11 protein-coding genes and 6 rRNA genes are annotated in these 26,333 nt (G+C 43.4%); 14 read left to right on the forward strand and 3 right to left on the reverse strand.

The features are described from left to right. Positions 1–25: 25 nt before the first annotated feature. The 5 genes from ACDZ29_RS11880 (at position 26) to ACDZ29_RS11900 (ending at position 7,382) form a co-directional block, all read left to right on the forward strand. A complete protein-coding gene (locus ACDZ29_RS11880) occupies positions 26–457 on the forward strand; it encodes a MerR family transcriptional regulator (protein WP_289323397.1) in 432 nt (143 codons plus the stop codon). Between the two features lie 186 nt (positions 458–643). Then, a complete protein-coding gene (locus ACDZ29_RS11885; protein WP_370013632.1) occupies positions 644–1,942 on the forward strand; it encodes a hemolysin family protein in 1,299 nt (432 codons plus the stop codon). 340 nt (positions 1,943–2,282) lie between these two features. Continuing rightward, a complete protein-coding gene (locus ACDZ29_RS11890) occupies positions 2,283–5,084 on the forward strand; it encodes a response regulator (protein ID WP_375090897.1) in 2,802 nt (933 codons plus the stop codon). A gap of 36 nt (positions 5,085–5,120) precedes the next feature. Beyond that, the gene (locus tag ACDZ29_RS11895) at positions 5,121–5,954 is read left to right on the forward strand and encodes a protein-glutamate O-methyltransferase CheR (RefSeq protein ID WP_289323400.1); all 834 of its coding nucleotides are present in this window, start codon (positions 5,121–5,123) and stop codon (positions 5,952–5,954) included. Between the two features lie 285 nt (positions 5,955–6,239). Continuing rightward, the gene (locus tag ACDZ29_RS11900) at positions 6,240–7,382 is read left to right on the forward strand and encodes a PP2C family protein-serine/threonine phosphatase (RefSeq protein ID WP_370013634.1); all 1,143 of its coding nucleotides are present in this window, start codon (positions 6,240–6,242) and stop codon (positions 7,380–7,382) included. Positions 7,383–7,499: 117 nt separating this feature from the next. On the opposite strand, the gene ACDZ29_RS11905 is transcribed toward ACDZ29_RS11900, so the two are convergent. Together ACDZ29_RS11905 and ACDZ29_RS11910 are read right to left on the reverse strand one after the other, a co-directional pair. Beyond that, on the reverse strand, positions 7,500–7,670 hold the full coding sequence (locus ACDZ29_RS11905; RefSeq protein ID WP_289318736.1) for a CsbD family protein: 171 nt from the start codon (positions 7,668–7,670) through the stop codon (positions 7,500–7,502). Positions 7,671–7,752: 82 nt separating this feature from the next. Continuing rightward, on the reverse strand, positions 7,753–8,511 hold the full coding sequence (locus ACDZ29_RS11910) for an alpha/beta hydrolase (protein WP_375090898.1): 759 nt from the start codon (positions 8,509–8,511) through the stop codon (positions 7,753–7,755). A 785-nt stretch (positions 8,512–9,296) separates the two neighbouring features. On the opposite strand from ACDZ29_RS11910, the gene ACDZ29_RS11915 reads away from it, so the two are divergent. The 7 genes from ACDZ29_RS11915 (at position 9,297) to ACDZ29_RS11945 (ending at position 20,667) form a co-directional block, all read left to right on the forward strand. After that, positions 9,297–10,847 (forward strand): 16S ribosomal RNA (locus tag ACDZ29_RS11915). A 175-nt stretch (positions 10,848–11,022) separates the two neighbouring features. Continuing rightward, positions 11,023–13,955: ribosomal RNA gene (locus tag ACDZ29_RS11920) — 23S ribosomal RNA — on the forward strand. Between the two features lie 64 nt (positions 13,956–14,019). Next, positions 14,020–14,135 (forward strand): 5S ribosomal RNA (rrf, locus tag ACDZ29_RS11925). 552 nt (positions 14,136–14,687) lie between these two features. Beyond that, positions 14,688–16,238, forward strand: a 16S ribosomal RNA gene (locus ACDZ29_RS11930). A gap of 175 nt (positions 16,239–16,413) precedes the next feature. After that, positions 16,414–19,346 (forward strand): 23S ribosomal RNA (locus tag ACDZ29_RS11935). Between the two features lie 64 nt (positions 19,347–19,410). Next, positions 19,411–19,526 (forward strand): 5S ribosomal RNA (rrf, locus tag ACDZ29_RS11940). Together the 16S, 23S and 5S rRNA genes form the textbook arrangement of a ribosomal RNA operon. Positions 19,527–19,827: 301 nt before the next feature. After that, entirely contained in the window at positions 19,828–20,667 is an 840-nt protein-coding gene (locus tag ACDZ29_RS11945) for a tyrosine-type recombinase/integrase (RefSeq protein WP_289318738.1), read from the forward strand. Between the two features lie 308 nt (positions 20,668–20,975). On the opposite strand, the gene ACDZ29_RS11950 is transcribed toward ACDZ29_RS11945, so the two are convergent. Beyond that, on the reverse strand, positions 20,976–24,104 hold the full coding sequence (locus tag ACDZ29_RS11950) for an efflux RND transporter permease subunit (protein WP_375090899.1): 3,129 nt from the start codon (positions 24,102–24,104) through the stop codon (positions 20,976–20,978). A gap of 190 nt (positions 24,105–24,294) precedes the next feature. Between ACDZ29_RS11950 and ACDZ29_RS11955 the strand changes: the two genes are divergently transcribed. Further along, entirely contained in the window at positions 24,295–25,173 is an 879-nt protein-coding gene (locus ACDZ29_RS11955; protein WP_375090900.1) for a TetR/AcrR family transcriptional regulator, read from the forward strand. 170 nt (positions 25,174–25,343) lie between these two features. Continuing rightward, positions 25,344–26,237, forward strand: a complete 894-nt coding sequence (locus ACDZ29_RS11960) for a diacylglycerol/lipid kinase family protein (protein ID WP_375090901.1) — start codon at positions 25,344–25,346, stop codon at positions 26,235–26,237. Positions 26,238–26,333: the final 96 nt, after the last annotated feature.

Raw genomic sequence — 26,333 nt, forward strand, 5'->3', positions numbered from 1 at the left:
ACTTTTAGTTTGCCTAAACCATCACGTGACGGTTTGGAGGGGTTATATTGGGAACGAGACTTTAAAGATTGGCGAGTTGGCGGAAATGGCGAATGTTACGAAACGGACCGTTGATTATTATACGAACTTAGGCCTGCTTAAAGCAGAACGTTCCGCCTCTAATTACCGTTATTATACAGTCGGTGAACTTGAAAGGCTCCGCCGTATCGAGGGATATAAAAGAGAGAACCTTTCATTGGAAGACATAAAAGAAATATTTAAACAGGACATGGAAGCCTCATCAGCAATTGAGGAAACGGGTCTTCAACTGAAGAACAAAATGGATGGCCTGAACGAGGAGCTTCAGGAAGTCATCAGCTTGATCAAAAAGGATGAAAAAAATGAGCTCCTTCTAAAAAAACAGATATCCCGTGAAAGCATGGCCTTGATCCAATCATTACTAGTGTTGCTGGTATGATTGAAATTTATTCCCTATAGTTTTATTCACAAAGGTGCATATTAACGATATAGGCTAAATGGTTTTGGTTCATGTCAGAAATCGCTTTGTGAAACGAAAATAACCATTTATACAGGAGGTGCTTGGGATTAAACCGTGTATGTCTAATCAAAAGGATAGGCACTATACATGGTGAACCCGCACATATTGGAGATTTTTATAAAATTATTAGCAGTAGCTGTATTAATAGCATTAACCGCATTTTTCGTTGCATCGGAATTTGCAATCGTGAAAGTCAGAAGTTCCCGAATCAATCAGTTGATTGAAGAAGGGCATAGAAATGCACTGGCAGCCAAAAAAGTGACATCCCATATCGATGAGTACTTATCGGCCTGTCAATTGGGAATTACAGTAACCGCCTTAGGTTTAGGGGTGTTGGGTGAACCGACAGTAGAAGCGATCTTAAAACCATTGTTCCATAAATGGGGATTAGAGGAATCTGTAGGTCACATCATCTCTTTCGTAATTGCATTCGGTTCTGTAACATTCCTTCATGTTGTAGTCGGGGAATTGGCACCAAAAACAGTTGCGATTCAAAAGGCAGAAGAGGTAACCTTGCTTTTTGCAAAGCCGTTAATTCTTTTTTACCGTATTTTGTACCCATTTATTTGGTTACTGAATGGTTCTGCCCGTCTCCTAACAGGCATATTTGGATTAAAGCCTGCTTCTGAGTCTGAAATGGCCCATTCTGAAGAAGAACTGCGCATCATTTTATCGGAAAGCTATAAAAGCGGTGAGATTAACCAATCGGAATATAAATATGTGAACCAGATATTTGAATTTGATGAGCGTATTGCCAATGAGATCATGGTTCCGCGTACGGAAATGACAGTTATCGAAAAGGGCATGCCATTATTGGAAGTTGTTGAACTGATTCAAGAAGAACAATACACAAGGTACCCGGTCATAGAAGGTGATAAAGATAATGTCGTGGGAATGGTCAATATCAAGCGACTTTATACAGCTACGATTACAGAAGAAAATGTAACAGCTTTGACGGTGGATTCCTTTGTAACACCAGTCATCCGCGTTCTTGAAACGATTGCCATTCATGATCTGCTGCTGAAAATGCAGAAAGAACGGATCCATATGGCCGTTTTGACTGATGAATATGGCGGAACTGCAGGTCTTGTTACGGTGGAAGACATCCTTGAAGAAATCGTCGGGGAAATCCGGGATGAGTTTGATCAGGATGAACGTCCGCTTATTCAAAAAATTGATGAGGGACATTATGTATTCGACGCAAAAACATTGGTTGAAGATGTCAATGATACCCTTGCGATCGATTTGCCAGAGGAAGATATCGATACATTGGGAGGATGGTTCCTGACAGGCAGATTTGAGATTGCCGTCGGGGATAAAATTGATTACGCCGGATATGAATTTACTGTAAAGGAAATGGACGGCCACCATGTTTTATATGTGGAAGTGAAGAAGATAAAATAATAAGGATTACAATAAGAGCCGAAGGTGGAAACTTTCGGTTTTTATTATGTATTAATACTGATAAAAAAAGCTTCGCGGTTCGAATAATGGCCTTTGGTTTTCAAAACAATGGAAAAGGCAGACTGCTACTTAATTGGAAAATGAATTCATTTAAATTAACACTGTAGGTAAGCATTTTAGATTGGAAAATGTTAAAATTGATTTTGAGTAATGAATCTATCCATATATCATTTTATGACATAAGGAAAATTCTTAAAAAGCTAATGATAGTATTAAGATTTATTTTGCAATGCCGTTTATTTCGGGCTGTTATAAATAAGTATTGAAGGTGGGCGGGAAAATGGGTTTTAAGAAGAAGCAAATGTTGGGGTTTGGTTTAATCTTGCTTTTCTTGGCTATTTTACTTTCTTTCATGATGGTCACGCTTAACAATTTAAAGAGCAGCATGACTGAAATAGTTGAAAATCGTTATGAAAAAGTTCAAGCTTCGATGGAAATCCGTCAGCTTTTTTCAAGGTCGGACCGTGAGATTCTGTTTGCAGCTAATGACGCAAACAAAGAAGAAAGAGCAGAGAGCCTCGAAATCATCAATGAGAATCATAGTTTGATTGAATCAAAAATTGCTGGTTTATCAGGTACGTTAAATAAGTTGAAAGCAAAGCAATTATTGAAAGAGTTCGAGACTCAATATGCTTCTTACTCCATAACGGAGGCTGAGATCATCCAAAAGATAAAATCGGGAAACTCTTCGGATAATCTTTCAAGCCTGATGGACGACCAGAGGGAAAAACGTACGAAAGTCATCAGTACGATGGATGACTTTAAGGATTACCAAGAAGGTGTCATGAAAGATACCTTAAAAAATTCAAAACAAACCTATGAGGATATGATCGGTTTTGTGATTTTCGCGGTTATTCTCAGTATTTTGGTTATTTCCGTAACGGTTGTTTGGATGATCCGCAGTACATCGAAAGATCTGCAATCCATTACGAAGGTCATCAAAAACATCGATTTTAAAAATTTATCGGTCGTACCAAGAATTCCGGTTCGGACTACTGATGAAATTGGTGATATCGCGAGATCGTTCAATGATATGGCGGAATCGCTTGAAGTCTATAATCAAAAAGAGAAAGACTTCACTGAAAAGATCAGTGAACAGAACTGGATCCAGACCCGGGTTGCAGATATAGCTACCATGTATCAGCGCATTGTTGATGTGGAAGTTCTTGCTGACCGGTTCATTACCAGGCTTGCACCGATGATGGGAGCTTCACTTGGAGCTTTTTACGTCAAACGGGGTGAGGGCAGGGATATGCGTTTTGTTAAACTTGCCAGCTTTGCGGGAGACGGCGAAGACTCAGGCAGACGTGAATTCCGTATGGGCGAAGGTTTGATCGGACAATGCGCCCTTGAAAAGAAATCGAAGGTCATTGAAGATATCCCTGAAGATTTCCAATTGGTTAAAACAGGATTAGGGGAAGTAAGCCCGAAAAGCATTGCCATCGCGCCAGTCGTTTTTGAGGATGAAGTTGTGGCGATGGTTGAACTGGCAAGCTTGGAGACCTTTACGAAGTTGCAAAAACATTTCCTGAACCAGGTTCTTGATACTCTGGGCATCACGATTAATAATGTTGAGGGTCGGATGGAAATAGAGCGTTTATTGAAAGAATCACAGGCACAGACCGAAGAGTTACAGGCTCAATCGGAAGAATTGCAATCACAGTCAGAGGAAATGCAAGCCCAATCAGAGGAACTGCAAACACAGGCTGAAGAGTTGAGAATGATCAATGAACAATTAGAAGAGAGAAATCGTGAAACTGAAGAAAAATCGAAAGAGCTTCAAGTCACAAAATTAAATCTTGAAAAACAAGCGGAAGAATTGAAGTTAAGTTCAAAATATAAATCGGAGTTCATGGCAAATATGTCCCATGAATTGCGGACGCCGCTCAATAGTATTTTGATTTTATCAGAAATGCTTTCCGATCCAAATGATAGTAAATTAAATGAAGAGCAACAGGAATTCGCTCGTGTCATTAACTCATCAGGTCAAGATTTATTAACGTTGATCAATGACATTTTGGATTTATCGAAAGTTGAAGTCGGAAAGCTCGAAGTGGTCTTTGACGAAATGAATATGAGTGAACTTCCCGAGTTATTACACCGTAACTTCGATCATGTAGCAAAGAAAAAGAACATTGACTTTAAAATAGAAAAAGATAAAAATGTACCGGATATTTTCTTTACGGATGAACAGCGCTTCCAGCAAATTTTGAAAAACCTATTATCCAATGCATTTAAATTCACAGAAAAGGGTTCTGTGTCTGTCCAAATCAAAAAAGCTGATGAAGAAAATGTAGCACAATGGATACAGACAAAAGGAGCTAGCAATTGGGTTGAAATTAAGGTGACGGATACGGGCATCGGAATTTCAAAAGATAAGCAAAAACTTATCTTCGAAGCGTTCCAGCAAGGTGATGGAGCTACAATGAGAAAATATGGCGGTACAGGACTTGGGCTATCGATTTGCCGGGAGTTTGCCAAACTTCTAGGAGGATGGGTCATCGTAGATAGTGAAGAAGGGCAAGGCAGTACCTTTACTTTCTTTATTCCGAGCATGCCGGAGGGCTTCAAAAATGCAGGCGAAGCAATAGCTGCTTCTCCAGAAGTGGCAGCAGCCAGCCACGATGATTCTGCCGCACCATTTGACGGTCAGGAAGAACCGGATGTAGTAATAATGGATGAAGAAAATCAGAATAAGACAAAACCATTCTGCAATAAAAGAGTGCTGGTCGTCGATGATGACCACCGTAATATATTTGCACTGAAAAATGCCCTTAAGCATGAGGGGATGGAAATCCTTACAGCTGAAAACGGGTACGAATGTTTGGAACTCCTTGAAAAAGGAAACGATATAGATGTAATATTGATGGATATCATGATGCCAGGCATGGACGGTTACGAAACGATGACCAGAATTCGTGAGCAAAGTAAATTCGAGAATCTTCCAATCATCGCGCTAACGGCCAAAGCGATGAAAGGCGATAGGGAAAAATGCCTGAAGGCTGGCGCTTCCGATTATGTCAGCAAGCCATTAAAATTAGATCAGCTGTTATCCGTCCTAAGAGTATGGTTGACTAATTAATTGAATGATTGATAGTACGGATAAGGAAGGTTTTGCATGAAGGATACTTTAACGATTGAAGAAAGAGAAGATATAGAAATCGAATTATTGTTAGAGGCCATTTATTCCGTTTCTGGGTTTGACTTTCGCAAGTATATGCGTTCTTCTATAAAAAGAAGAGTTGAAAATAGAATGAGGCTGGACCATATTCGCAGGATTAGCGGAATGATAGAAATGGTTTTATATGAAAAAGGGTATGTCGAGAAGCTTTTGAAAGATTTTTCAATAAATGTCACTGAAATGTTTCGCGATCCGGATTTCTTTAAAGCTTTTCGTTTAAATATCGTTCCGCTCCTGAAAAACCTTCCGGAAATCAGAATTTGGCATGCGGGCTGTTCGACCGGTGAAGAAGCCTTTTCCATGGCGATCATCCTCAAGGAAGAAGGACTATATGATAAGGCGAGGATTTATGCCACTGATATGAATGATGAAGTCCTCCGTCATGCGGAAAAAGGGATATTACCTTTAAATAGAATGCAGTCTTATACGAAAAACTATCTGCATGCAGGCGGTAACCAAGAATTTTCGGAGTATTACACGACCGATTACCAAAATGCCTATCTTGATTCGAGTCTCCTTAAAAACATTGTGTTTTTCCAGCATAATTTAGTTACTGATGGTTCGTTCAATGAGTTTCATATCATCATGTGCAGGAACGTGATGATTTACTTTACTGGTGAATTACAGACCTATGTCAATCAGTTGTTTTATGACAGTCTTAGCAAAGACGGTTTTCTTGCAGTTGGTAGTAAGGAAACACTTCATACATCATCCTTTTCGGGAGATTATGAGGAATTTGACTCAAAGGAACGAATTTACCGGAAGTTGTAAAAAGAAAGAGTTCGCATATTTGCGGACTCTTTCTTTTTAATTTAGAGCATATAATTTATTTTTCGTTTTTTTGCATTTTTATGTTTAAGGTGTCTGAGGAAGGGGTATAAATAATGAGTTGGTCTCCATGCAGGACAGCTATAGTGGTTTATTATTATTAAAAGAGACCGAACTTCGTTATAATATAATGGAAAAATCCCTGTTATGGGAGCTTTAATCAAGTACTGATCCATATAATGAAGATAAATGTTGTCGCTCGATATAAGCCAAAAGGGGAATGAAAGAATGACGATTTTAATCGTAGATGATAACCAGGTTAACCTTTTCGTTATAGAGAAAATTCTAAAGCGAGCTGGCTATACGGATTTTCTATCATTAACTTCAGCAGTTGAGATGTTTGAATATTTACAGGTGGATAGTCCGCAACCTAAAGAGACTTCAGTTGATATCATTCTGCTTGATATCATGATGCCGGAGATCGATGGGATAGAGGCGTGCAGGAGACTTCAAAGCATTCCTCACCTTAAAGATATACCCGTTATTTTTGTGACCGCTCTTGAAGATTCAAACAAGGTGGCCGAGGCACTTGATGTGGGCGGGATTGATTATATAATGAAGCCTATCAATAAAATAGATTTACTTGCGCGAATTCGTGTGGGGTTAAGACTTAAATATGAAAAAGATTGGCATAAAATGCAGGATGAAAAAATTCGCAACGAATTGGATCTCTCCATGCAGGTCCAAAGCAGTTTATTAAGTGAGCCCATTTTAAATGACCACTTAACTATTAGAGCATCATACTTACCTGCGAATAAATTAGCAGGGGATATGTATTATTGGCACCGCATTGATGAAAATCGGTATGGGATCATCCTATTGGATATGATGGGGCATGGCATATCAGCCTCACTTGTTTGTATGTTCATTTCCTCCGTTTTGAGAGATGCCATCAGGACACATACAGATCCAGTGGCAGTAATAAACGAAATGAATCGCTGGATGAGTACCCTTAATAAAGAAGAAAACCAAGTGCATTATTATTTTACCGCGATTTATATGATCATTGATACAGAGCAAAAGACAGTGGAATATGTGAATGCCGGACATCCTCCAGGCTTCGCTTCATTAGATGATGGAAAAGTGGTCTCACTTTCAAAAGGGACATGTCCTGTCGGTTTTTTCACCGAGATGAAAATAGAGAAATCCATCATTCATTATGAAGAGAAGATTCAGCTTATGCTATTTACGGATGGAGTCATGGAAGCTATAGATCGAGAAGGGACGGAAGGGCTCGACCAAATACGAGAAGCGGTCTCAACGAGATGGTTTGATTGCAAAGAAACTCCCCCTATTGATTTATTGATGTCCCCGGAAATGCAGCAAGATCAACCTGATGATATGTGTGTCGTGGTTATTCAAGCAAATTAAATAGAGAAGAGGCGGCAGATTATCTGCCGCCTCTTCTCTATTTAAGGGGGGTCAATTTTATTGAATTGAAATGTTCAAATTAAGAGTATTGAGTGAATGAAGTATCCAGCATTGCAATTAACGGTTATTTTTCAGTTTACCAATGCCATCTTGGAGATTGCCTTTTAATTTATCGACTTTACCTTCTGCTTGTAAGTGAGGATCATTTTTCGCGTTTCCGACTTGGTCTTTCGTTTCACCTTTAACTTTATTTACAGTGCTTTTTAGTTTGTCTGATAAACCGCTCATTATGTTACCTCCTTTTTCTTTATATACTATATATACCCATGGAGTGTAGGGGTAAACATAATTTATATGGAGGAAAAGGAGTTTAAGAAGCGATTATTGCCCTTTTACTTAACTTTTGAATGAACTGGTATGACCGTTCAATGATATGATCTTTGTCATGATCCAACGAGGCCACATGATATGAATTTTCAAGGGGCGCCATCTCCTTATCAACGGACATGACAGTTTCGTAAATCTGATAGGAGCAAGAGTCTGGTACAACGTGATCTTCTGGAGAATGGAAGAGAAGTATGGGGCACGAAACCTCTATAAGTTTTTGACTGGTATGTTCCATTATATCAAGCAATTGATTAATCGCTTTTGACGAAACTTGATTATATGTGATTTCTTTAGTTGTATTGTCTTTTATGTCAGGCTTACCTTCAGGAATGAAGCGTGGAACCGACTGGTTCCGATATATTTCATATTCAGGAACTTCGAGAGCGGCATTTATGGTGAGAATTCCATCACAAGCCATTTTTGTCGCCAAATCCAGGACAAGGGCGCCTCCCATTGATTGTCCAATAGCGAATACATGGGTGCATGTACGCTTTAATTTTGCATAGGCCATTTCTACATCTTTTATCCATTCCTGATAATGTATCGTTTCCATCTCATATTCATCCGTTCCGTGGCCTGCCAGTCTAGGAGCGAAGACAGTAAAGCCTTTTGCAGCGAATTTTTCACCTAAATACCTTACGCTTTGTGGTGTTCCATTAAAACCATGGCAAATAAGAATGCCGATGGAATTGCCGGGTATGAAAAAAGATTCCGCACCTGGTATTACCATTGCTGCTGTCATATTCCCATCTCCTTTTCCTTAGCTAAGTTTTATTTAAAGTTAGCATGTAAAAGCATAAAATTAACTATTCCGATTATATTACTTGGTTATATAATAGCATAATGGAAATTGTGAAGTCAACTTGGTGATATTCCATTAAGATGCTTTTTATAAAAAAGGATATAATGATACGAAAGATACGTATTAGACCTATTGGTATGTAAGGTCACAGTATAGATGGTTGCAGAGAAATAAACTGCTTAGAGGTTTTAGATGAAGGAGCTAGCAAGGGCCCTATTTCATACTTTGCGTCCCAGCAGCTTGAGATTACTCAATCAACAACAGGCAATAATGTATGGTTACAACTCTTCCTATTATATAAGTAATGCCTTGGAATTGTTGATAAACTGAAGATGCTAATAAACTGTGCAGGATATTAAAATAAGAAATAAAGAAAAAGCGTTGACTTTAAAGTGAAATTGGATTAATATAAATAAGCACCAACTAAGACAAACGAAGAACGTCATCCGCTTTTGGTAGATTACCAAAACAAAAATAATAACTATTGACTTCTTACTATGAAAATGATAAGATGAAATGGTCGCTGAGAAACACAGCGATTTAAAATAAGTTTAAAACTTCGCAGAAGTTGACAACTAATCAATAAGATGTTATGATGAATAAACAAGCCGTTCGAAAGAACGATTGTGAAATTGCTCTTTGAAAACTGAACAAAACAAAGCGCCAACGTTAAATTTTAAGTGAGCACACACTATCAAAAAAGCAAAATGAGCAAGTCAAACATTTCTTCGGAGAGTTTGATCCTGGCTCAGGACGAACGCTGGCGGCGTGCCTAATACATGCAAGTCGAGCGAATCGATGGGAGCTTGCTCCCTGAGATTAGCGGCGGACGGGTGAGTAACACGTGGGCAACCTGCCTATAAGACTGGGATAACTTCGGGAAACCGGAGCTAATACCGGATACGTTCTTTTCTCGCATGAGAGAAGATGGAAAGACGGTTTACGCTGTCACTTATAGATGGGCCCGCGGCGCATTAGCTAGTTGGTGAGGTAATGGCTCACCAAGGCGACGATGCGTAGCCGACCTGAGAGGGTGATCGGCCACACTGGGACTGAGACACGGCCCAGACTCCTACGGGAGGCAGCAGTAGGGAATCTTCCGCAATGGACGAAAGTCTGACGGAGCAACGCCGCGTGAACGAAGAAGGCCTTCGGGTCGTAAAGTTCTGTTGTTAGGGAAGAACAAGTACCAGAGTAACTGCTGGTACCTTGACGGTACCTAACCAGAAAGCCACGGCTAACTACGTGCCAGCAGCCGCGGTAATACGTAGGTGGCAAGCGTTGTCCGGAATTATTGGGCGTAAAGCGCGCGCAGGTGGTTCTTTAAGTCTGATGTGAAAGCCCACGGCTCAACCGTGGAGGGTCATTGGAAACTGGGGAACTTGAGTGCAGAAGAGGAAAGTGGAATTCCAAGTGTAGCGGTGAAATGCGTAGAGATTTGGAGGAACACCAGTGGCGAAGGCGACTTTCTGGTCTGTAACTGACACTGAGGCGCGAAAGCGTGGGGAGCAAACAGGATTAGATACCCTGGTAGTCCACGCCGTAAACGATGAGTGCTAAGTGTTAGAGGGTTTCCGCCCTTTAGTGCTGCAGCTAACGCATTAAGCACTCCGCCTGGGGAGTACGGCCGCAAGGCTGAAACTCAAAGGAATTGACGGGGGCCCGCACAAGCGGTGGAGCATGTGGTTTAATTCGAAGCAACGCGAAGAACCTTACCAGGTCTTGACATCCTCTGACAACCCTAGAGATAGGGCTTTCCCCTTCGGGGGACAGAGTGACAGGTGGTGCATGGTTGTCGTCAGCTCGTGTCGTGAGATGTTGGGTTAAGTCCCGCAACGAGCGCAACCCTTGATCTTAGTTGCCAGCATTCAGTTGGGCACTCTAAGGTGACTGCCGGTGACAAACCGGAGGAAGGTGGGGATGACGTCAAATCATCATGCCCCTTATGACCTGGGCTACACACGTGCTACAATGGATGGTACAAAGGGCTGCAAACCTGCGAAGGTAAGCGAATCCCATAAAGCCATTCTCAGTTCGGATTGTAGGCTGCAACTCGCCTACATGAAGCCGGAATCGCTAGTAATCGCGGATCAGCATGCCGCGGTGAATACGTTCCCGGGCCTTGTACACACCGCCCGTCACACCACGAGAGTTTGTAACACCCGAAGTCGGTGAGGTAACCTTTATGGAGCCAGCCGCCTAAGGTGGGACAGATGATTGGGGTGAAGTCGTAACAAGGTAGCCGTATCGGAAGGTGCGGCTGGATCACCTCCTTTCTAAGGATAATTACGAGAGCGCTTTTGTTTTGTTCAGTTTTGAATGAGTAATTCATTCAGATAGGAAAGAAAAGCATCACGATGTGATGGATTCTTTCTGCTTTGTTCCTTGAAAACTAGATAATAGATAGAAGGCAATTAATTTTTTTCAAAGCATCTGTAAGATCTTTTTAACGGTTAAGTTAGAAAGGGCGCACGGTGGATGCCTTGGCACTAGGAGCCGATGAAGGACGGGACTAACACCGATATGCTTCGGGGAGCTGTAAGTAAGCTTTGATCCGGAGATTTCCGAATGGGGAAACCCACTGTTCGTAATGGAACAGTATCTTTACCTGAATACATAGGGTACTGAAGGCAGACCCGGGGAACTGAAACATCTAAGTACCCGGAGGAAGAGAAAGCAAATGCGATTTCCTGAGTAGCGGCGAGCGAAACGGAATTAGCCCAAACCAAGAGGCTTGCCTCTTGGGGTTGTAGGACACTCAACATGGAGTTACAAAGGAACGGGGTAAATGAAGTGACCTGGAAAGGTCCGTCAAAGAAGGTAAAAACCCTGTAGTTGAAACTTCGTTCCCTCCTGAGTGGATCCTGAGTACGGCGGGACACGAGAAATCCCGTCGGAAGCAGGGAGGACCATCTCCCAAGGCTAAATACTCCCTAGTGACCGATAGTGAACCAGTACCGTGAGGGAAAGGTGAAAAGCACCCCGGAAGGGGAGTGAAATAGATCCTGAAACCGTGTGCCTACAAGTAGTCAAAGCCCGTTAATGGGTAATGGCGTGCCTTTTGTAGAATGAACCGGCGAGTTACGATTTCATGCGAGGTTAAGTTGATAAGACGGAGCCGCAGCGAAAGCGAGTCTGAATAGGGCGAATGAGTATGAGGTCGTAGACCCGAAACCAGGTGATCTACCCATGTCCAGGGTGAAGTTCAGGTAACACTGAATGGAGGCCCGAACCCACGCACGTTGAAAAGTGCGGGGATGAGGTGTGGGTAGCGGAGAAATTCCAATCGAACCTGGAGATAGCTGGTTCTCTCCGAAATAGCTTTAGGGCTAGCCTCAAGATGAGAGTATTGGAGGTAGAGCACTGATTGGACTAGGGGCCCCCAACGGGTTACCGAATTCAGTCAAACTCCGAATGCCAAATACTTATTCTTGGGAGTCAGACTGCGAGTGATAAGATCCGTAGTCGAAAGGGAAACAGCCCAGACCACCAGCTAAGGTCCCAAAGTATACGTTAAGTGGAAAAGGATGTGGAGTTGCTTAGACAACCAGGATGTTGGCTCAGAAGCAGCCACCATTTAAAGAGTGCGTAATAGCTCACTGGTCGAGTGACTCCGCGCCGAAAATGTACCGGGGCTAAACGTATCACCGAAGCTGTGGATTGACACCATTAGGTGTCGATGGTAGGAGAGCGTTCTAAGGGCGTTGAAGTCAGACCGGAAGGACTGGTGGAGCGCTTAGAAGTGAGAATGCCGGTATGAGTAGCGAAAGAAGGGTGAGAATCCCTTCCACCGAATGCCTAAGGTTTCCTGAGGAAGGCTCGTCCGCTCAGGGTTAGTCGGGACCTAAGCCGAGGCCGAAAGGCGTAGGCGATGGACAACAGGTTGATATTCCTGTACCACCTATACATCGTTTGAACGATGGGGGGACGCAGAAGGATAGGGTAAGCGCGCTGTTGGATATGCGCGTCCAAGCAGTTAGGCCGGAAACGAGGCAAATCCCGTTTCCATTAAGGCGGAGCTGTGATGGCGAGGGAAATATAGTACCGAAGTTCCTGATTCCACGCTGCCAAGAAAAGCCTCTAGTGAGATGTAAGGTGCCCGTACCGCAAACCGACACAGGTAGGCGAGGAGAGAATCCTAAGGTGTGCGAGAGAACTCTCGTTAAGGAACTCGGCAAAATGACCCCGTAACTTCGGGAGAAGGGGTGCTTTTTAGGGTGAATAGCCCGGAAAAGCCGCAGTGAATAGGCCCAGGCGACTGTTTAGCAAAAACACAGGTCTCTGCGAAGCCGCAAGGCGAAGTATAGGGGCTGACACCTGCCCGGTGCTGGAAGGTTAAGGGGAGAGGTTAGCGCAAGCGAAGCTTTGAACCGAAGCCCCAGTAAACGGCGGCCGTAACTATAACGGTCCTAAGGTAGCGAAATTCCTTGTCGGGTAAGTTCCGACCCGCACGAAAGGTGTAACGATCTGGGCACTGTCTCAACGAGAGACTCGGTGAAATTATAGTACCTGTGAAGATGCAGGTTACCCGCGACAGGACGGAAAGACCCCGTGGAGCTTTACTGCAGCCTGATATTGAATTTTGGTACAGCTTGTACAGGATAGGTAGGAGCCTGAGAAGCCGGAGCGCTAGCTTCGGTGGAGGCGTTGGTGGGATACTACCCTGGCTGTATTGAAATTCTAACCCGCGCCCCTTATCGGGGTGGGAGACAGTGTCAGGTGGGCAGTTTGACTGGGGCGGTCGCCTCCTAAAGAGTAACGGAGGCGCCCAAAGGTTCCCTCAGAATGGTTGGAAATCATTCGTAGAGTGTAAAGGCACAAGGGAGCTTGACTGCGAGACCTACAAGTCGAGCAGGGACGAAAGTCGGGCTTAGTGATCCGGTGGTTCCGCATGGAAGGGCCATCGCTCAACGGATAAAAGCTACCCCGGGGATAACAGGCTTATCTCCCCCAAGAGTCCACATCGACGGGGAGGTTTGGCACCTCGATGTCGGCTCATCGCATCCTGGGGCTGTAGTCGGTCCCAAGGGTTGGGCTGTTCGCCCATTAAAGCGGTACGCGAGCTGGGTTCAGAACGTCGTGAGACAGTTCGGTCCCTATCCGTCGCGGGCGCAGGAAATTTGAGAGGAGCTGTCCTTAGTACGAGAGGACCGGGATGGACGCACCGCTGGTGTACCAGTTGTCTTGCCAAAGGCATAGCTGGGTAGCTACGTGCGGACGGGATAAGTGCTGAAAGCATCTAAGCATGAAGCCCCCCTCAAGATGAGATTTCCCATGGCGCAAGCTAGTAAGATCCCTGAAAGATGATCAGGTTGATAGGTCAGAGGTGGAAGCGTGGCGACATGTGGAGCTGACTGATACTAATAGATCGAGGACTTAACCAACGCTTTTTAAAAAATGAAATACCTTCTTATTATCTAGTTTTGAAGGAACAACGTTCCTGATATGTTTGGTGGCGATAGCGAAGAGGTCACACCCGTTCCCATTCCGAACACGGCAGTTAAGCTCTTCAGCGCCGATGGTAGTTGGGGGTTTCCCCCTGTGAGAGTAGGACGCCGCCAAGCCATTTCTAAGATCAGCCATCTGGCTGGTCTTTTTTTGCATTTATAAGGACGTCTACAATATATGAAGACTTATAAGGTTTTTTTAGGAAACCTTGGAGTTCTGTCTGAATTATTTTTATTAAAGTCGTGTTTTTTATCCTTAAGCCAACGGGGATCAGATAGATATAGACCCTTCATTTAGAAAAGGAATTATTTATTTTGAAATGTGTTGACTTTAAAGTGAAATTGGATTAATATAAATAAGCACCAACTGAGACAAACGAACAACTTCATCCGCTTTTGGTAGATTACTAAAAGAAAAATAATAACTATTGACTTCTTACTATGAAAATGATAAGATGAAATGGTCGCTGAGAAACACAGCGATTTAAAATAAGTTTAAAACTTCGCAGAAGTTGACAACTAAACAATAAGATGTTATGATGAATAAACAAGCCGTTCGAAAGAACGATTGTGAAATTGCTCTTTGAAAACTGAACAAAACAAAGCGCCAACGTTAAATTTTAAGTGAGCACACACTATCAAAAAAGCAAAATGAGCAAGTCAAACATTTCTTCGGAGAGTTTGATCCTGGCTCAGGACGAACGCTGGCGGCGTGCCTAATACATGCAAGTCGAGCGAATTGATGGGAGCTTGCTCCCTGAGATTAGCGGCGGACGGGTGAGTAACACGTGGGCAACCTGCCTATAAGACTGGGATAACTTCGGGAAACCGGAGCTAATACCGGATACGTTCTTTTCTCGCATGAGAGAAGATGGAAAGACGGTTTCGGCTGTCACTTATAGATGGGCCCGCGGCGCATTAGCTAGTTGGTGAGGTAATGGCTCACCAAGGCGACGATGCGTAGCCGACCTGAGAGGGTGATCGGCCACACTGGGACTGAGACACGGCCCAGACTCCTACGGGAGGCAGCAGTAGGGAATCTTCCGCAATGGACGAAAGTCTGACGGAGCAACGCCGCGTGAACGAAGAAGGCCTTCGGGTCGTAAAGTTCTGTTGTTAGGGAAGAACAAGTACCAGAGTAACTGCTGGTACCTTGACGGTACCTAACCAGAAAGCCACGGCTAACTACGTGCCAGCAGCCGCGGTAATACGTAGGTGGCAAGCGTTGTCCGGAATTATTGGGCGTAAAGCGCGCGCAGGTGGTTCTTTAAGTCTGATGTGAAAGCCCACGGCTCAACCGTGGAGGGTCATTGGAAACTGGGGAACTTGAGTGCAGAAGAGGAAAGTGGAATTCCAAGTGTAGCGGTGAAATGCGTAGAGATTTGGAGGAACACCAGTGGCGAAGGCGACTTTCTGGTCTGTAACTGACACTGAGGCGCGAAAGCGTGGGGAGCAAACAGGATTAGATACCCTGGTAGTCCACGCCGTAAACGATGAGTGCTAAGTGTTAGAGGGTTTCCGCCCTTTAGTGCTGCAGCTAACGCATTAAGCACTCCGCCTGGGGAGTACGGCCGCAAGGCTGAAACTCAAAGGAATTGACGGGGGCCCGCACAAGCGGTGGAGCATGTGGTTTAATTCGAAGCAACGCGAAGAACCTTACCAGGTCTTGACATCCTCTGACAACCCTAGAGATAGGGCTTTCCCCTTCGGGGGACAGAGTGACAGGTGGTGCATGGTTGTCGTCAGCTCGTGTCGTGAGATGTTGGGTTAAGTCCCGCAACGAGCGCAACCCTTGATCTTAGTTGCCAGCATTCAGTTGGGCACTCTAAGGTGACTGCCGGTGACAAACCGGAGGAAGGTGGGGATGACGTCAAATCATCATGCCCCTTATGACCTGGGCTACACACGTGCTACAATGGATGGTACAAAGGGCTGCAAACCTGCGAAGGTAAGCGAATCCCATAAAGCCATTCTCAGTTCGGATTGTAGGCTGCAACTCGCCTACATGAAGCCGGAATCGCTAGTAATCGCGGATCAGCATGCCGCGGTGAATACGTTCCCGGGCCTTGTACACACCGCCCGTCACACCACGAGAGTTTGTAACACCCGAAGTCGGTGAGGTAACCTTTATGGAGCCAGCCGCCTAAGGTGGGACAGATGATTGGGGTGAAGTCGTAACAAGGTAGCCGTATCGGAAGGTGCGGCTGGATCACCTCCTTTCTAAGGATAATTACGAGAGCGCTTTTGTTTTGTTCAGTTTTGAATGAGTAATTCATTCAGATAGGGAAGAAAAGCATCACGATGTGATGGATTCTTTCTGCTTTGTTCCTTGAAAACTAGATAATAGATAGAAGGCAATTAATTTTTTTCAAAGCATCTGTAAGATCTTTTTAACGGTTAAGTTAGAAAGGGCGCACGGTGGATGCCTTGGCACTAGGAGCCGATGAAGGACGGGACTAACACCGATATGCTTCGGGGAGCTGTAAGTAAGCTTTGATCCGGAGATTTCCGAATGGGGAAACCCACTGTTCGTAATGGAACAGTATCTTTACCTGAATACATAGGGTACTGAAGGCAGACCCGGGGAACTGAAACATCTAAGTACCCGGAGGAAGAGAAAGCAAATGCGATTTCCTGAGTAGCGGCGAGCGAAACGGAATTAGCCCAAACCAAGAGGCTTGCCTCTTGGGGTTGTAGGACACTCAACATGGAGTTACAAAGGAACGGGGTAAATGAAGTGACCTGGAAAGGTCCGTCAAAGAAGGTAAAAACCCTGTAGTTGAAACTTCGTTCCCTCCTGAGTGGATCCTGAGTACGGCGGGACACGAGAAATCCCGTCGGAAGCAGGGAGGACCATCTCCCAAGGCTAAATACTCCCTAGTGACCGATAGTGAACCAGTACCGTGAGGGAAAGGTGAAAAGCACCCCGGAAGGGGAGTGAAATAGATCCTGAAACCGTGTGCCTACAAGTAGTCAAAGCCCGTTAATGGGTAATGGCGTGCCTTTTGTAGAATGAACCGGCGAGTTACGATTTCATGCGAGGTTAAGTTGATAAGACGGAGCCGCAGCGAAAGCGAGTCTGAATAGGGCGAATGAGTATGAGGTCGTAGACCCGAAACCAGGTGATCTACCCATGTCCAGGGTGAAGTTCAGGTAACACTGAATGGAGGCCCGAACCCACGCACGTTGAAAAGTGCGGGGATGAGGTGTGGGTAGCGGAGAAATTCCAATCGAACCTGGAGATAGCTGGTTCTCTCCGAAATAGCTTTAGGGCTAGCCTCAAGATGAGAGTATTGGAGGTAGAGCACTGATTGGACTAGGGGCCCCCAACGGGTTACCGAATTCAGTCAAACTCCGAATGCCAAATACTTATTCTTGGGAGTCAGACTGCGAGTGATAAGATCCGTAGTCGAAAGGGAAACAGCCCAGACCACCAGCTAAGGTCCCAAAGTATACGTTAAGTGGAAAAGGATGTGGAGTTGCTTAGACAACCAGGATGTTGGCTCAGAAGCAGCCACCATTTAAAGAGTGCGTAATAGCTCACTGGTCGAGTGACTCCGCGCCGAAAATGTACCGGGGCTAAACGTATCACCGAAGCTGTGGATTGACACCATTAGGTGTCGATGGTAGGAGAGCGTTCTAAGGGCGTTGAAGTCAGACCGGAAGGACTGGTGGAGCGCTTAGAAGTGAGAATGCCGGTATGAGTAGCGAAAGAAGGGTGAGAATCCCTTCCACCGAATGCCTAAGGTTTCCTGAGGAAGGCTCGTCCGCTCAGGGTTAGTCGGGACCTAAGCCGAGGCCGAAAGGCGTAGGCGATGGACAACAGGTTGATATTCCTGTACCACCTATACATCGTTTGAACGATGGGGGGACGCAGAAGGATAGGGTAAGCGCGCTGTTGGATATGCGCGTCCAAGCAGTTAGGCCGGAAACGAGGCAAATCCCGTTTCCATTAAGGCGGAGCTGTGATGGCGAGGGAAATATAGTACCGAAGTTCCTGATTCCACGCTGCCAAGAAAAGCCTCTAGTGAGATGTAAGGTGCCCGTACCGCAAACCGACACAGGTAGGCGAGGAGAGAATCCTAAGGTGTGCGAGAGAACTCTCGTTAAGGAACTCGGCAAAATGACCCCGTAACTTCGGGAGAAGGGGTGCTTTTTAGGGTGAATAGCCCGGAAAAGCCGCAGTGAATAGGCCCAGGCGACTGTTTAGCAAAAACACAGGTCTCTGCGAAGCCGCAAGGCGAAGTATAGGGGCTGACACCTGCCCGGTGCTGGAAGGTTAAGGGGAGAGGTTAGCGCAAGCGAAGCTTTGAACCGAAGCCCCAGTAAACGGCGGCCGTAACTATAACGGTCCTAAGGTAGCGAAATTCCTTGTCGGGTAAGTTCCGACCCGCACGAAAGGTGTAACGATCTGGGCACTGTCTCAACGAGAGACTCGGTGAAATTATAGTACCTGTGAAGATGCAGGTTACCCGCGACAGGACGGAAAGACCCCGTGGAGCTTTACTGCAGCCTGATATTGAATTTTGGTACAGCTTGTACAGGATAGGTAGGAGCCTGAGAAGCCGGAGCGCTAGCTTCGGTGGAGGCGTTGGTGGGATACTACCCTGGCTGTATTGAAATTCTAACCCGCGCCCCTTATCGGGGTGGGAGACAGTGTCAGGTGGGCAGTTTGACTGGGGCGGTCGCCTCCTAAAGAGTAACGGAGGCGCCCAAAGGTTCCCTCAGAATGGTTGGAAATCATTCGTAGAGTGTAAAGGCACAAGGGAGCTTGACTGCGAGACCTACAAGTCGAGCAGGGACGAAAGTCGGGCTTAGTGATCCGGTGGTTCCGCATGGAAGGGCCATCGCTCAACGGATAAAAGCTACCCCGGGGATAACAGGCTTATCTCCCCCAAGAGTCCACATCGACGGGGAGGTTTGGCACCTCGATGTCGGCTCATCGCATCCTGGGGCTGTAGTCGGTCCCAAGGGTTGGGCTGTTCGCCCATTAAAGCGGTACGCGAGCTGGGTTCAGAACGTCGTGAGACAGTTCGGTCCCTATCCGTCGCGGGCGCAGGAAATTTGAGAGGAGCTGTCCTTAGTACGAGAGGACCGGGATGGACGCACCGCTGGTGTACCAGTTGTCTTGCCAAAGGCATAGCTGGGTAGCTACGTGCGGACGGGATAAGTGCTGAAAGCATCTAAGCATGAAGCCCCCCTCAAGATGAGATTTCCCATGGCGCAAGCTAGTAAGATCCCTGAAAGATGATCAGGTTGATAGGTCAGAGGTGGAAGCGTGGCGACATGTGGAGCTGACTGATACTAATAGATCGAGGACTTAACCAACGCTTTTTAAAAAATGAAATACCTTCTTATTATCTAGTTTTGAAGGAACAACGTTCCTGATATGTTTGGTGACGATAGCGAAGAGGTCACACCCGTTCCCATTCCGAACACGGCAGTTAAGCTCTTCAGCGCCGATGGTAGTTGGGGGTTTCCCCCTGTGAGAGTAGGACGCCGCCAAGCCATTTCTAAGATCAGCCATCCGGCTGGTCTTTTTTACGGTTGTTATTCCTTCAGTATCATATTATTTAAACTGTTAATAGGTAGAGACTCGTAAAGAGCATAAAGAAAGTAATATAGTATATGAATAGTAAATATGGTAGAACATACTATAAATGCATCCCTGTTATTTATAAAAAATAATTCCTACTTTCTATCTGTATAATCCATATCTGTTTAAGACAAAGGGACAGAATTCTTCGTTTCTGTAGGGATATATGTTAAACTTAACGTAGTTCTGAAACTGTCATTGGGGGAATAGCCGATGGATACCTCTGCTAAAGATGAAATGATTTTTTCGTTTGCTGAATGGTTGAGAGACCAAGGTAAATCAGCTAATACGATCAAAACGTATACTGGTGTCCTTTCACAGTTTTGTGACCAGACACAAAAGATATTGATGGAGATTCATTCTGAAGATGTTCAGGATTATCTTGATTATTTAGAAAATTGCAAGAAAAGTCCAGGGACAATCGAAAAACACTATATCGCTCTAAATGTATTCTTTAAATTTTTAGGTAAACCACAAGTAATGCTTTCTGTGGAACGTAAGGTTAAAGAGCACAAGCTTGAGGTACCTGAAACTTTAAGCATGAAAGAGCAGCAAATCCTGTTAAGAGATATAGAAGCAGAAGGAAATCTAAGGAACATTGCCATCGTCTACCTTTTGTTACATACTGGAATCCGTGTATCTGAATTATGTGACTTAAATGGTCGGGACGTCATCATGGAAACAGAGCGAAATTATATTCTTGTCAGGAACGCAAAAGGTGAAATCGATAGATCCGTTCCCCTTACACTATCGTCTATACAACATGTGAAAAATTATCTTTATTCTTTAAAAGAAAAGGCAGATCCGTTATTCATCTCAAGTTATAATCAAAGGATCACTCCGAGGTCAGTTCAATATATATTAAAAAAATACAATGTGCATCCACATAAACTTCGCCATACCTTTTGCCAAAGGTTAGTGGATAATGGAATAGATATACAAACGATATCCAAGCTTGCCGGTCATAAAGATTTAAACGTAACGAAGCGTTATTTAAAAGAAAAATCGCTGGATCTGGAAAATGCAATCGACCAGACCTTCACCAAACACTAATCTATAGAAATTAAAAAGGAAGGCTAGTTCTTTCCTTTTTTTGTTTATATAAAAATATGGTGTTAAAAACAAATGAATTTCCTTGGAAATGACGAATGGGACAGTTTTGCCTTATCAGGCGGGGGGTAGGGTTAAAGAAAGAATTGAAGCCCGTCTAAAGAGTCCCAGAAGCATTATGAGCTTAAGGAAGTTGGATTTAATAAGATAATGAAAATGAGTGTGGAAAGAAAGGTTCAAGGTATTCTTGTTGGATTGAGAGCAGAAAGAGGGCATCCCCCATAAAAGGATGCCCTCTTTCTGTTTCTTCTTTATTTACTTGTTTTTTTCTTCTTTTTACCTTTTTTCATGATAACTTCATATACAACAGGTACTATTACAAGTGTTAGCAATGTAGAGCTCACCAGTCCGCCGATAACGGTAATTCCAAGACCCTGTGATATTAATCCACTGCCTTCTGCACCGATGGCCAATGGTATTAAAGCACCGATTGTGGCTAGGGCAGTCATCAGGATTGGACGTAGGCGGGTGGTTCCTGCTTCGAGTAAAGCTTCCCGGGTAGATAAGCCTGATTCTTCATTTTTGATAACGCGGTCGACCAATACGATGGCATTGGTTACGACGATACCAATAAGCATCAGGACACCCATCATTGCGGAAACGCTGATGGTCTCACCTGCAACGAATAGGCCTGCCAATGCACCAATTACCGTGAATGGTAATGAGAAAAGAATGGCTATTGGTGCTAAACCACCATGGAAAGTAACGACTAGGACAAAGTAAACGATAGCAATGGCTGCTAACATAGCGATTCCAAGTTGAGTGAATGACTCTTGGATATCTTCCGTTACTCCGCCGTAGTCTACAGAGACGCTTGCAGGTAGGTCTAATTTCTCAACTTCCTTTTGTACTTCAGCTGTTACTGCTGCTACATCATCCGATTTGATTGTTGCAGACACGTCGGCATAAATTTTTCCATCGCGACGGCTAATTGTATCGGACGCTTTGCCCTCTTCGATTTTCACAAGCTCTTTCAATGGGATTTCCATTCCCATTGGAGAAGAGATTTTCGTATTTTCTAGGTCTTTTTTATCTTCGAATGTCGTTTTTTCCGTTTCGACATATACTTTGACTTCTTCTCCATCTTTCTTAATTGTAGTTAAAGCATCATCTTTATTCGTATTAGCAATGGACATACCAATTTGTGCAGCTGTCAGTCCAAGATCACTTAGCTTTTCCTGATCTGCAACTAGAGTATATTGCTCATAAGCATCGGAAAGACTTGTATCAACATCTTTTAAATCTTTATTTTTCTTCATGATATTTTGAATATCATCGATTACCGGTTCAATGTCTTTTTGTGTATTTCCGTAAACAAATAGAGTGGTTTCGTTGCTTGCTGTTGACGTGAATTCTTGTTGTTTCCATGTTCCAGGTGAATCAAGGTCAGTTAAATCTTTTATGACCTTTTCTTTTTTGTCCCCGAAATTTTCGGTGTCTTCATCATAGAGTACATAGAAGAGAGCTGAGTTACTCGATCCACCCATCATGCCGCCCATCATGTTTTCCCCTAGTGTGTATTGAACGGTCTTCACATCATCTTTATCCATGAAATATTTTTCTACTTTTTCTGTTTGCTTTTCAATATCCTCTTTTAATTCGCCAGGTGCTGGGGTGTAAGTAACGATAATCGTTTTTTCTTCATCTGCAGGCATGAAGCTGACACCGATGCTTGGAATTAGGAATAAGCTCCCGACCAATAATACAATGGCAGTACCGAAAGTGATTAACTTATGGCTTAATGACCAATCCAGTGCTTTTCGGTAGAATGCAGATAGGTTACTTGGTTTTTCTTCATGTGATTTTAATTCCTTTTCAGATAGTCCCTTTTTAAATAATGAGTCTGCCATTGCCGGAACAAGTGTGATGGCGATTATTAATGAAGCGACTAATGCAAACACCATTGTTAAGGCGAATGGCATGAATAGTTCCCCGACAGGTCCTGTAACGCTTGCTAAAGGCAGGTATACCGCTACAGTAACGATTGTCGATGAAAGGATAGGGATGAACATTTCCTTAGTGGCTGATCGTATTAATTCGCCGCCTTTTAATTGTTCGCCTTTTAAAGCCATTCTCCTGTAAATATTTTCAATGACGACGATGGAGTCATCGACGACTCGGCCAATGGCAACGGTCATGGCCCCCAGTGTCATGACATTCAATGAAATATCCATTTGTTTGAGCACCAAAAGGGCTGCTAACAGGGATAGTGGAATCGAAATGACGGAAATGAGAGTCGTTTTAAAATTCCTAAGGAACAGCATGATAACAATGACGGCAAACAGACAGCCGAAGAGTGCCTTGCTGATCATGGTTTCAACAGAATCTTTGATCGGTTTGGCTTGATCAAGCGTAGTATGTACACTTACGCCTTTAAATTCTTCTTTGAAATTCGAAACTTCTTTATTTACTTCGTCAACGATCGCAACTGTATCGGCATCAGGCGATCTTGTAACCTGGATTCCAATCGATTCGCTACCATTTGTTCTTGATATCGACTCAGCCTTACCGGTGATTTTAACATCGGCAATGTCTGATAATTTGACATTTTGCAGTTGGGCAGTAGCCGGTGCCATTTCAGGAGATAATTGATTGGTTTCAGGTACGGTTTGTGTTGGCGTTCCTGTTTTAGAGCCACCCGTTAAAGGTATCTTTATATTTTTCAAGTCTTTTAATGTGGAGATGTTTCCATCCACAACGATCGTTTTTTCTTTATCATCAAAGTTATATATACCAAGTGGCATGTTGACGTTTGCTGCCTGGATTACCTTCTTTACGGTGTCTTCATCGAGCCCGTATTGAGCCATCTTTTCTTGATCGAATATAAGACTGCCTTCATTTACTTGTTGTCCGGAAATTGATACGGATGTTACGCCGTCAACTCCTTCAAGTTTAGGTACTAACACTTCTTCGACATTTTTAGTAAGGGCAGGTAAATCCGAATCCTTATCTGTTACACTAAGTGCAACAACAGGAAAAGCGTTTAATTCCAATTTGGATACGTTTGGGTCATCCACTCCTTCAGGCAATTCTAATTTCTCTAATGCTTCTTTCACTTCTTTTACAGCGTCATCCATATTAGTATCATAATCGTATTGTAATTGGATGGAAGACACATTAGCCATGGAAGACGAACTGACTAATTCGACTCCTGATAAATTCGTGACTTTCTGCTCTATCTGGTCTGTGAGTTTATCTGCCACTTCTTCAGGTGCAGCTCCGGGGTATACAGTGGAGATGCTTATTAAAGGAGTCGAGATGTTTGGAATGGTTTCTTGTTTCATGTTTAAACCGGAGTATAAACCCGCTCCAACGATGATGATCGTAAGTAACCAGATTGCCAATTTATTCTTTAAGGAAAATTTAATTATTGAATTCAAACTTGTACCCTCCATACTTAAAATTGTGACTAGTCGGTCATAAACTCAAATATATAGTATATGGATTATGATTGCAACAGATAATATTCGTGAGTTTTATCGTTGTGATTCCAAGGGTTTTGGGATACAATTTGGAAGAAGTGACTGAGCGGTCATAAGTGAACAATCTTTAAGAGATAGGATGAATTTGATGAATGAAAAACATAAGATGATCATAGATAAGTCTGTAGAGCTTTTCGCGGAGAAAGGCTATCATGCTACATCCGTTCAGGAAATTGCTGAAAAATGTGGGATAGCAAAGGGGTCTTTTTATAATTATTTTAAATCGAAGGAAGAATTATTAGTCTCCATTTTTAAATATTATTATGAAGCGTTGACGGACTCTTTACTTGACCTTGAGCTGGATGCTTCATTATCAAGTAAAGATAAGTTTTTAAGGCAAATCACTGTTCATATTGAGCATGTGACGGGAAATACCAACTTAATCAAAATGATGATGCAGGAACAAATGATTCATATCAGCAAAGAACTAGATAGATTTTTACATTATATCCATGAAGAGGGCATGATTTGGTTCAAGCGTAAAATCATTGAGTTATACCCAGGACTTTCGGCTGACCTTCTGCCGGATTGCACAATAATGTTAGATTCACTTTTCAAAGGATATATCGGAATATTAATCAGGAAAAAAAATGCTTTCGAAGTGGAATTGTTACCTAACTTCATTTTGAATCGGATGGATTCGATTATCGCAAGCCTGCAGATCATGGATGATCCATTATTGAAACAATTTCCTTTACACGAATGCTCACTGAGGGATTTGAGCCCAAAAGAGGAAATCCATTCAATCATAAGCAGGATGCTTGAAGTGGAAACACGTAAGGAAGAAGGAATGGAAACAAATAAATATACGGAAGCTCTAAAGGCGATCCAAGAAGAGTTTTCGAAAGTTAGGCCAAGTCCCATTATCTTGGAAAGTCTTTTGTTATTTTTGGAAAAAAATGAAAAAAGAAGTCACTTATGTTCAAAGCTTATCTTGACGATGAAGGAATATTTGACGAATATATGAAGGCTTTACTGAAAAGGGGCGTATAGCCTCTTTTTACTTTTGATATGACTTAGATTTCAAGCCATATGAATTTTTCCATTTGATAATGATTGAGTTTCAAAAGCGGGGGTTAGGGAAAAGTATAAGTAGCAGGAAGAAGATAATTCTTTCATTAATATGGGGGCTAGATCATGAGATGGAAAAAGGGAATGCTGATTTATAACAAAAATGCTGGAAATGGTAAACTCGCAAGGAATCTTGAGGCATGTCTTCCAGTTATAGCTCTTCATATTGATGAGTTCCTCATTCTACAAACGAAGGAAAAAGGCGATGCATCTCGTTTTTGCTCGGAATATGGTGAAGACATGGATGTAGTTTTCGTATTAGGAGGAGATGGAACTGTACATGAGTGTGTAAACGGCCTTTCACCGCTGGAGAAGCGGCCATTACTTGGGATTTTACCTGGAGGGACTTGCAATGACTTCTCCAGAACATTGAATATTCCTCAAAATGTTCGTCAAGCTGCAGAAGCAATAGTAAATGGCAAGGTTCGTTCAATTGATATCGGGCAGGCCAATAACGATTATTTTTCTAATTTTTGGGGAGTTGGACTTATTTCTGAAGCTTCAAGCAATATTGATGAGCAGGAAAAAAACAGATTCGGAAAGATAGGGTATTTATTAAGTGCGGTAAGGACGATTGGTGATAGTGCCCCCTTTCCCTATAAACTTGAATATGATGGGAATTTAATTGAAGGGAAAGCAATCATGATTTTGGTCTTGAATGGATGTTTTATCGGTACTAATTTATTGCCGTTTCCCATGGTTAGTCCAGACGATGGGCTCTTTGGCGTTGCCATCTTGGAGAACGCAAACCTTGGTGCATTTTTGGAAATAATAGCGATGAAACGTTCATGGACAGAAAATCTGAGCTCGGAAGCTGGAGTGACATATGTGCAGGCCAGTACCCTGACTATTGAATCCAAGAGGCCACTTGATGTGGATATGGATGGAGAGAACTATAGCCAAACACCTACTCGAATTAAAGTCCTTGACCATCATTTATCAGTATTAATTCCCAATTAGAGGGAGATTAATTATAAAGGGTAAGGATTATGTGTTTTTTTTGTTTCAATCATTCCTTATTTCTGCATTTGTTTCCAAAATAAGATAAAATATAGG

The organism is Peribacillus sp. RS7 (assembly GCF_041956845.1).
Taxonomy (GTDB): Bacteria; Bacillota; Bacilli; order Bacillales; family DSM-1321; genus Peribacillus.

Bases quoted from the DNA above. Each gene is read 5' to 3' on its own strand.
- ACDZ29_RS11890 (WP_375090897.1), top strand. From the start codon at position 2,283: ATGGGTTTTAAGAAGAAGCAAATGTTGGGGTTTGGTTTAATCTTGCTT.
- ACDZ29_RS11895 (WP_289323400.1), top strand. From the start codon at position 5,121: ATGAAGGATACTTTAACGATTGAAGAAAGAGAAGATATAGAAATCGAA.
- ACDZ29_RS11900 (WP_370013634.1), top strand. From the start codon at position 6,240: ATGACGATTTTAATCGTAGATGATAACCAGGTTAACCTTTTCGTTATA.
- ACDZ29_RS11905 (WP_289318736.1), bottom strand. From the start codon at position 7,670: ATGAGCGGTTTATCAGACAAACTAAAAAGCACTGTAAATAAAGTTAAA.
- ACDZ29_RS11910 (WP_375090898.1), bottom strand. From the start codon at position 8,511: ATGACAGCAGCAATGGTAATACCAGGTGCGGAATCTTTTTTCATACCC.
- ACDZ29_RS11945 (WP_289318738.1), top strand. From the start codon at position 19,828: ATGGATACCTCTGCTAAAGATGAAATGATTTTTTCGTTTGCTGAATGG.
- ACDZ29_RS11955 (WP_375090900.1), top strand. From the start codon at position 24,295: ATGAATGAAAAACATAAGATGATCATAGATAAGTCTGTAGAGCTTTTC.
- ACDZ29_RS11960 (WP_375090901.1), top strand. From the start codon at position 25,344: ATGAGATGGAAAAAGGGAATGCTGATTTATAACAAAAATGCTGGAAAT.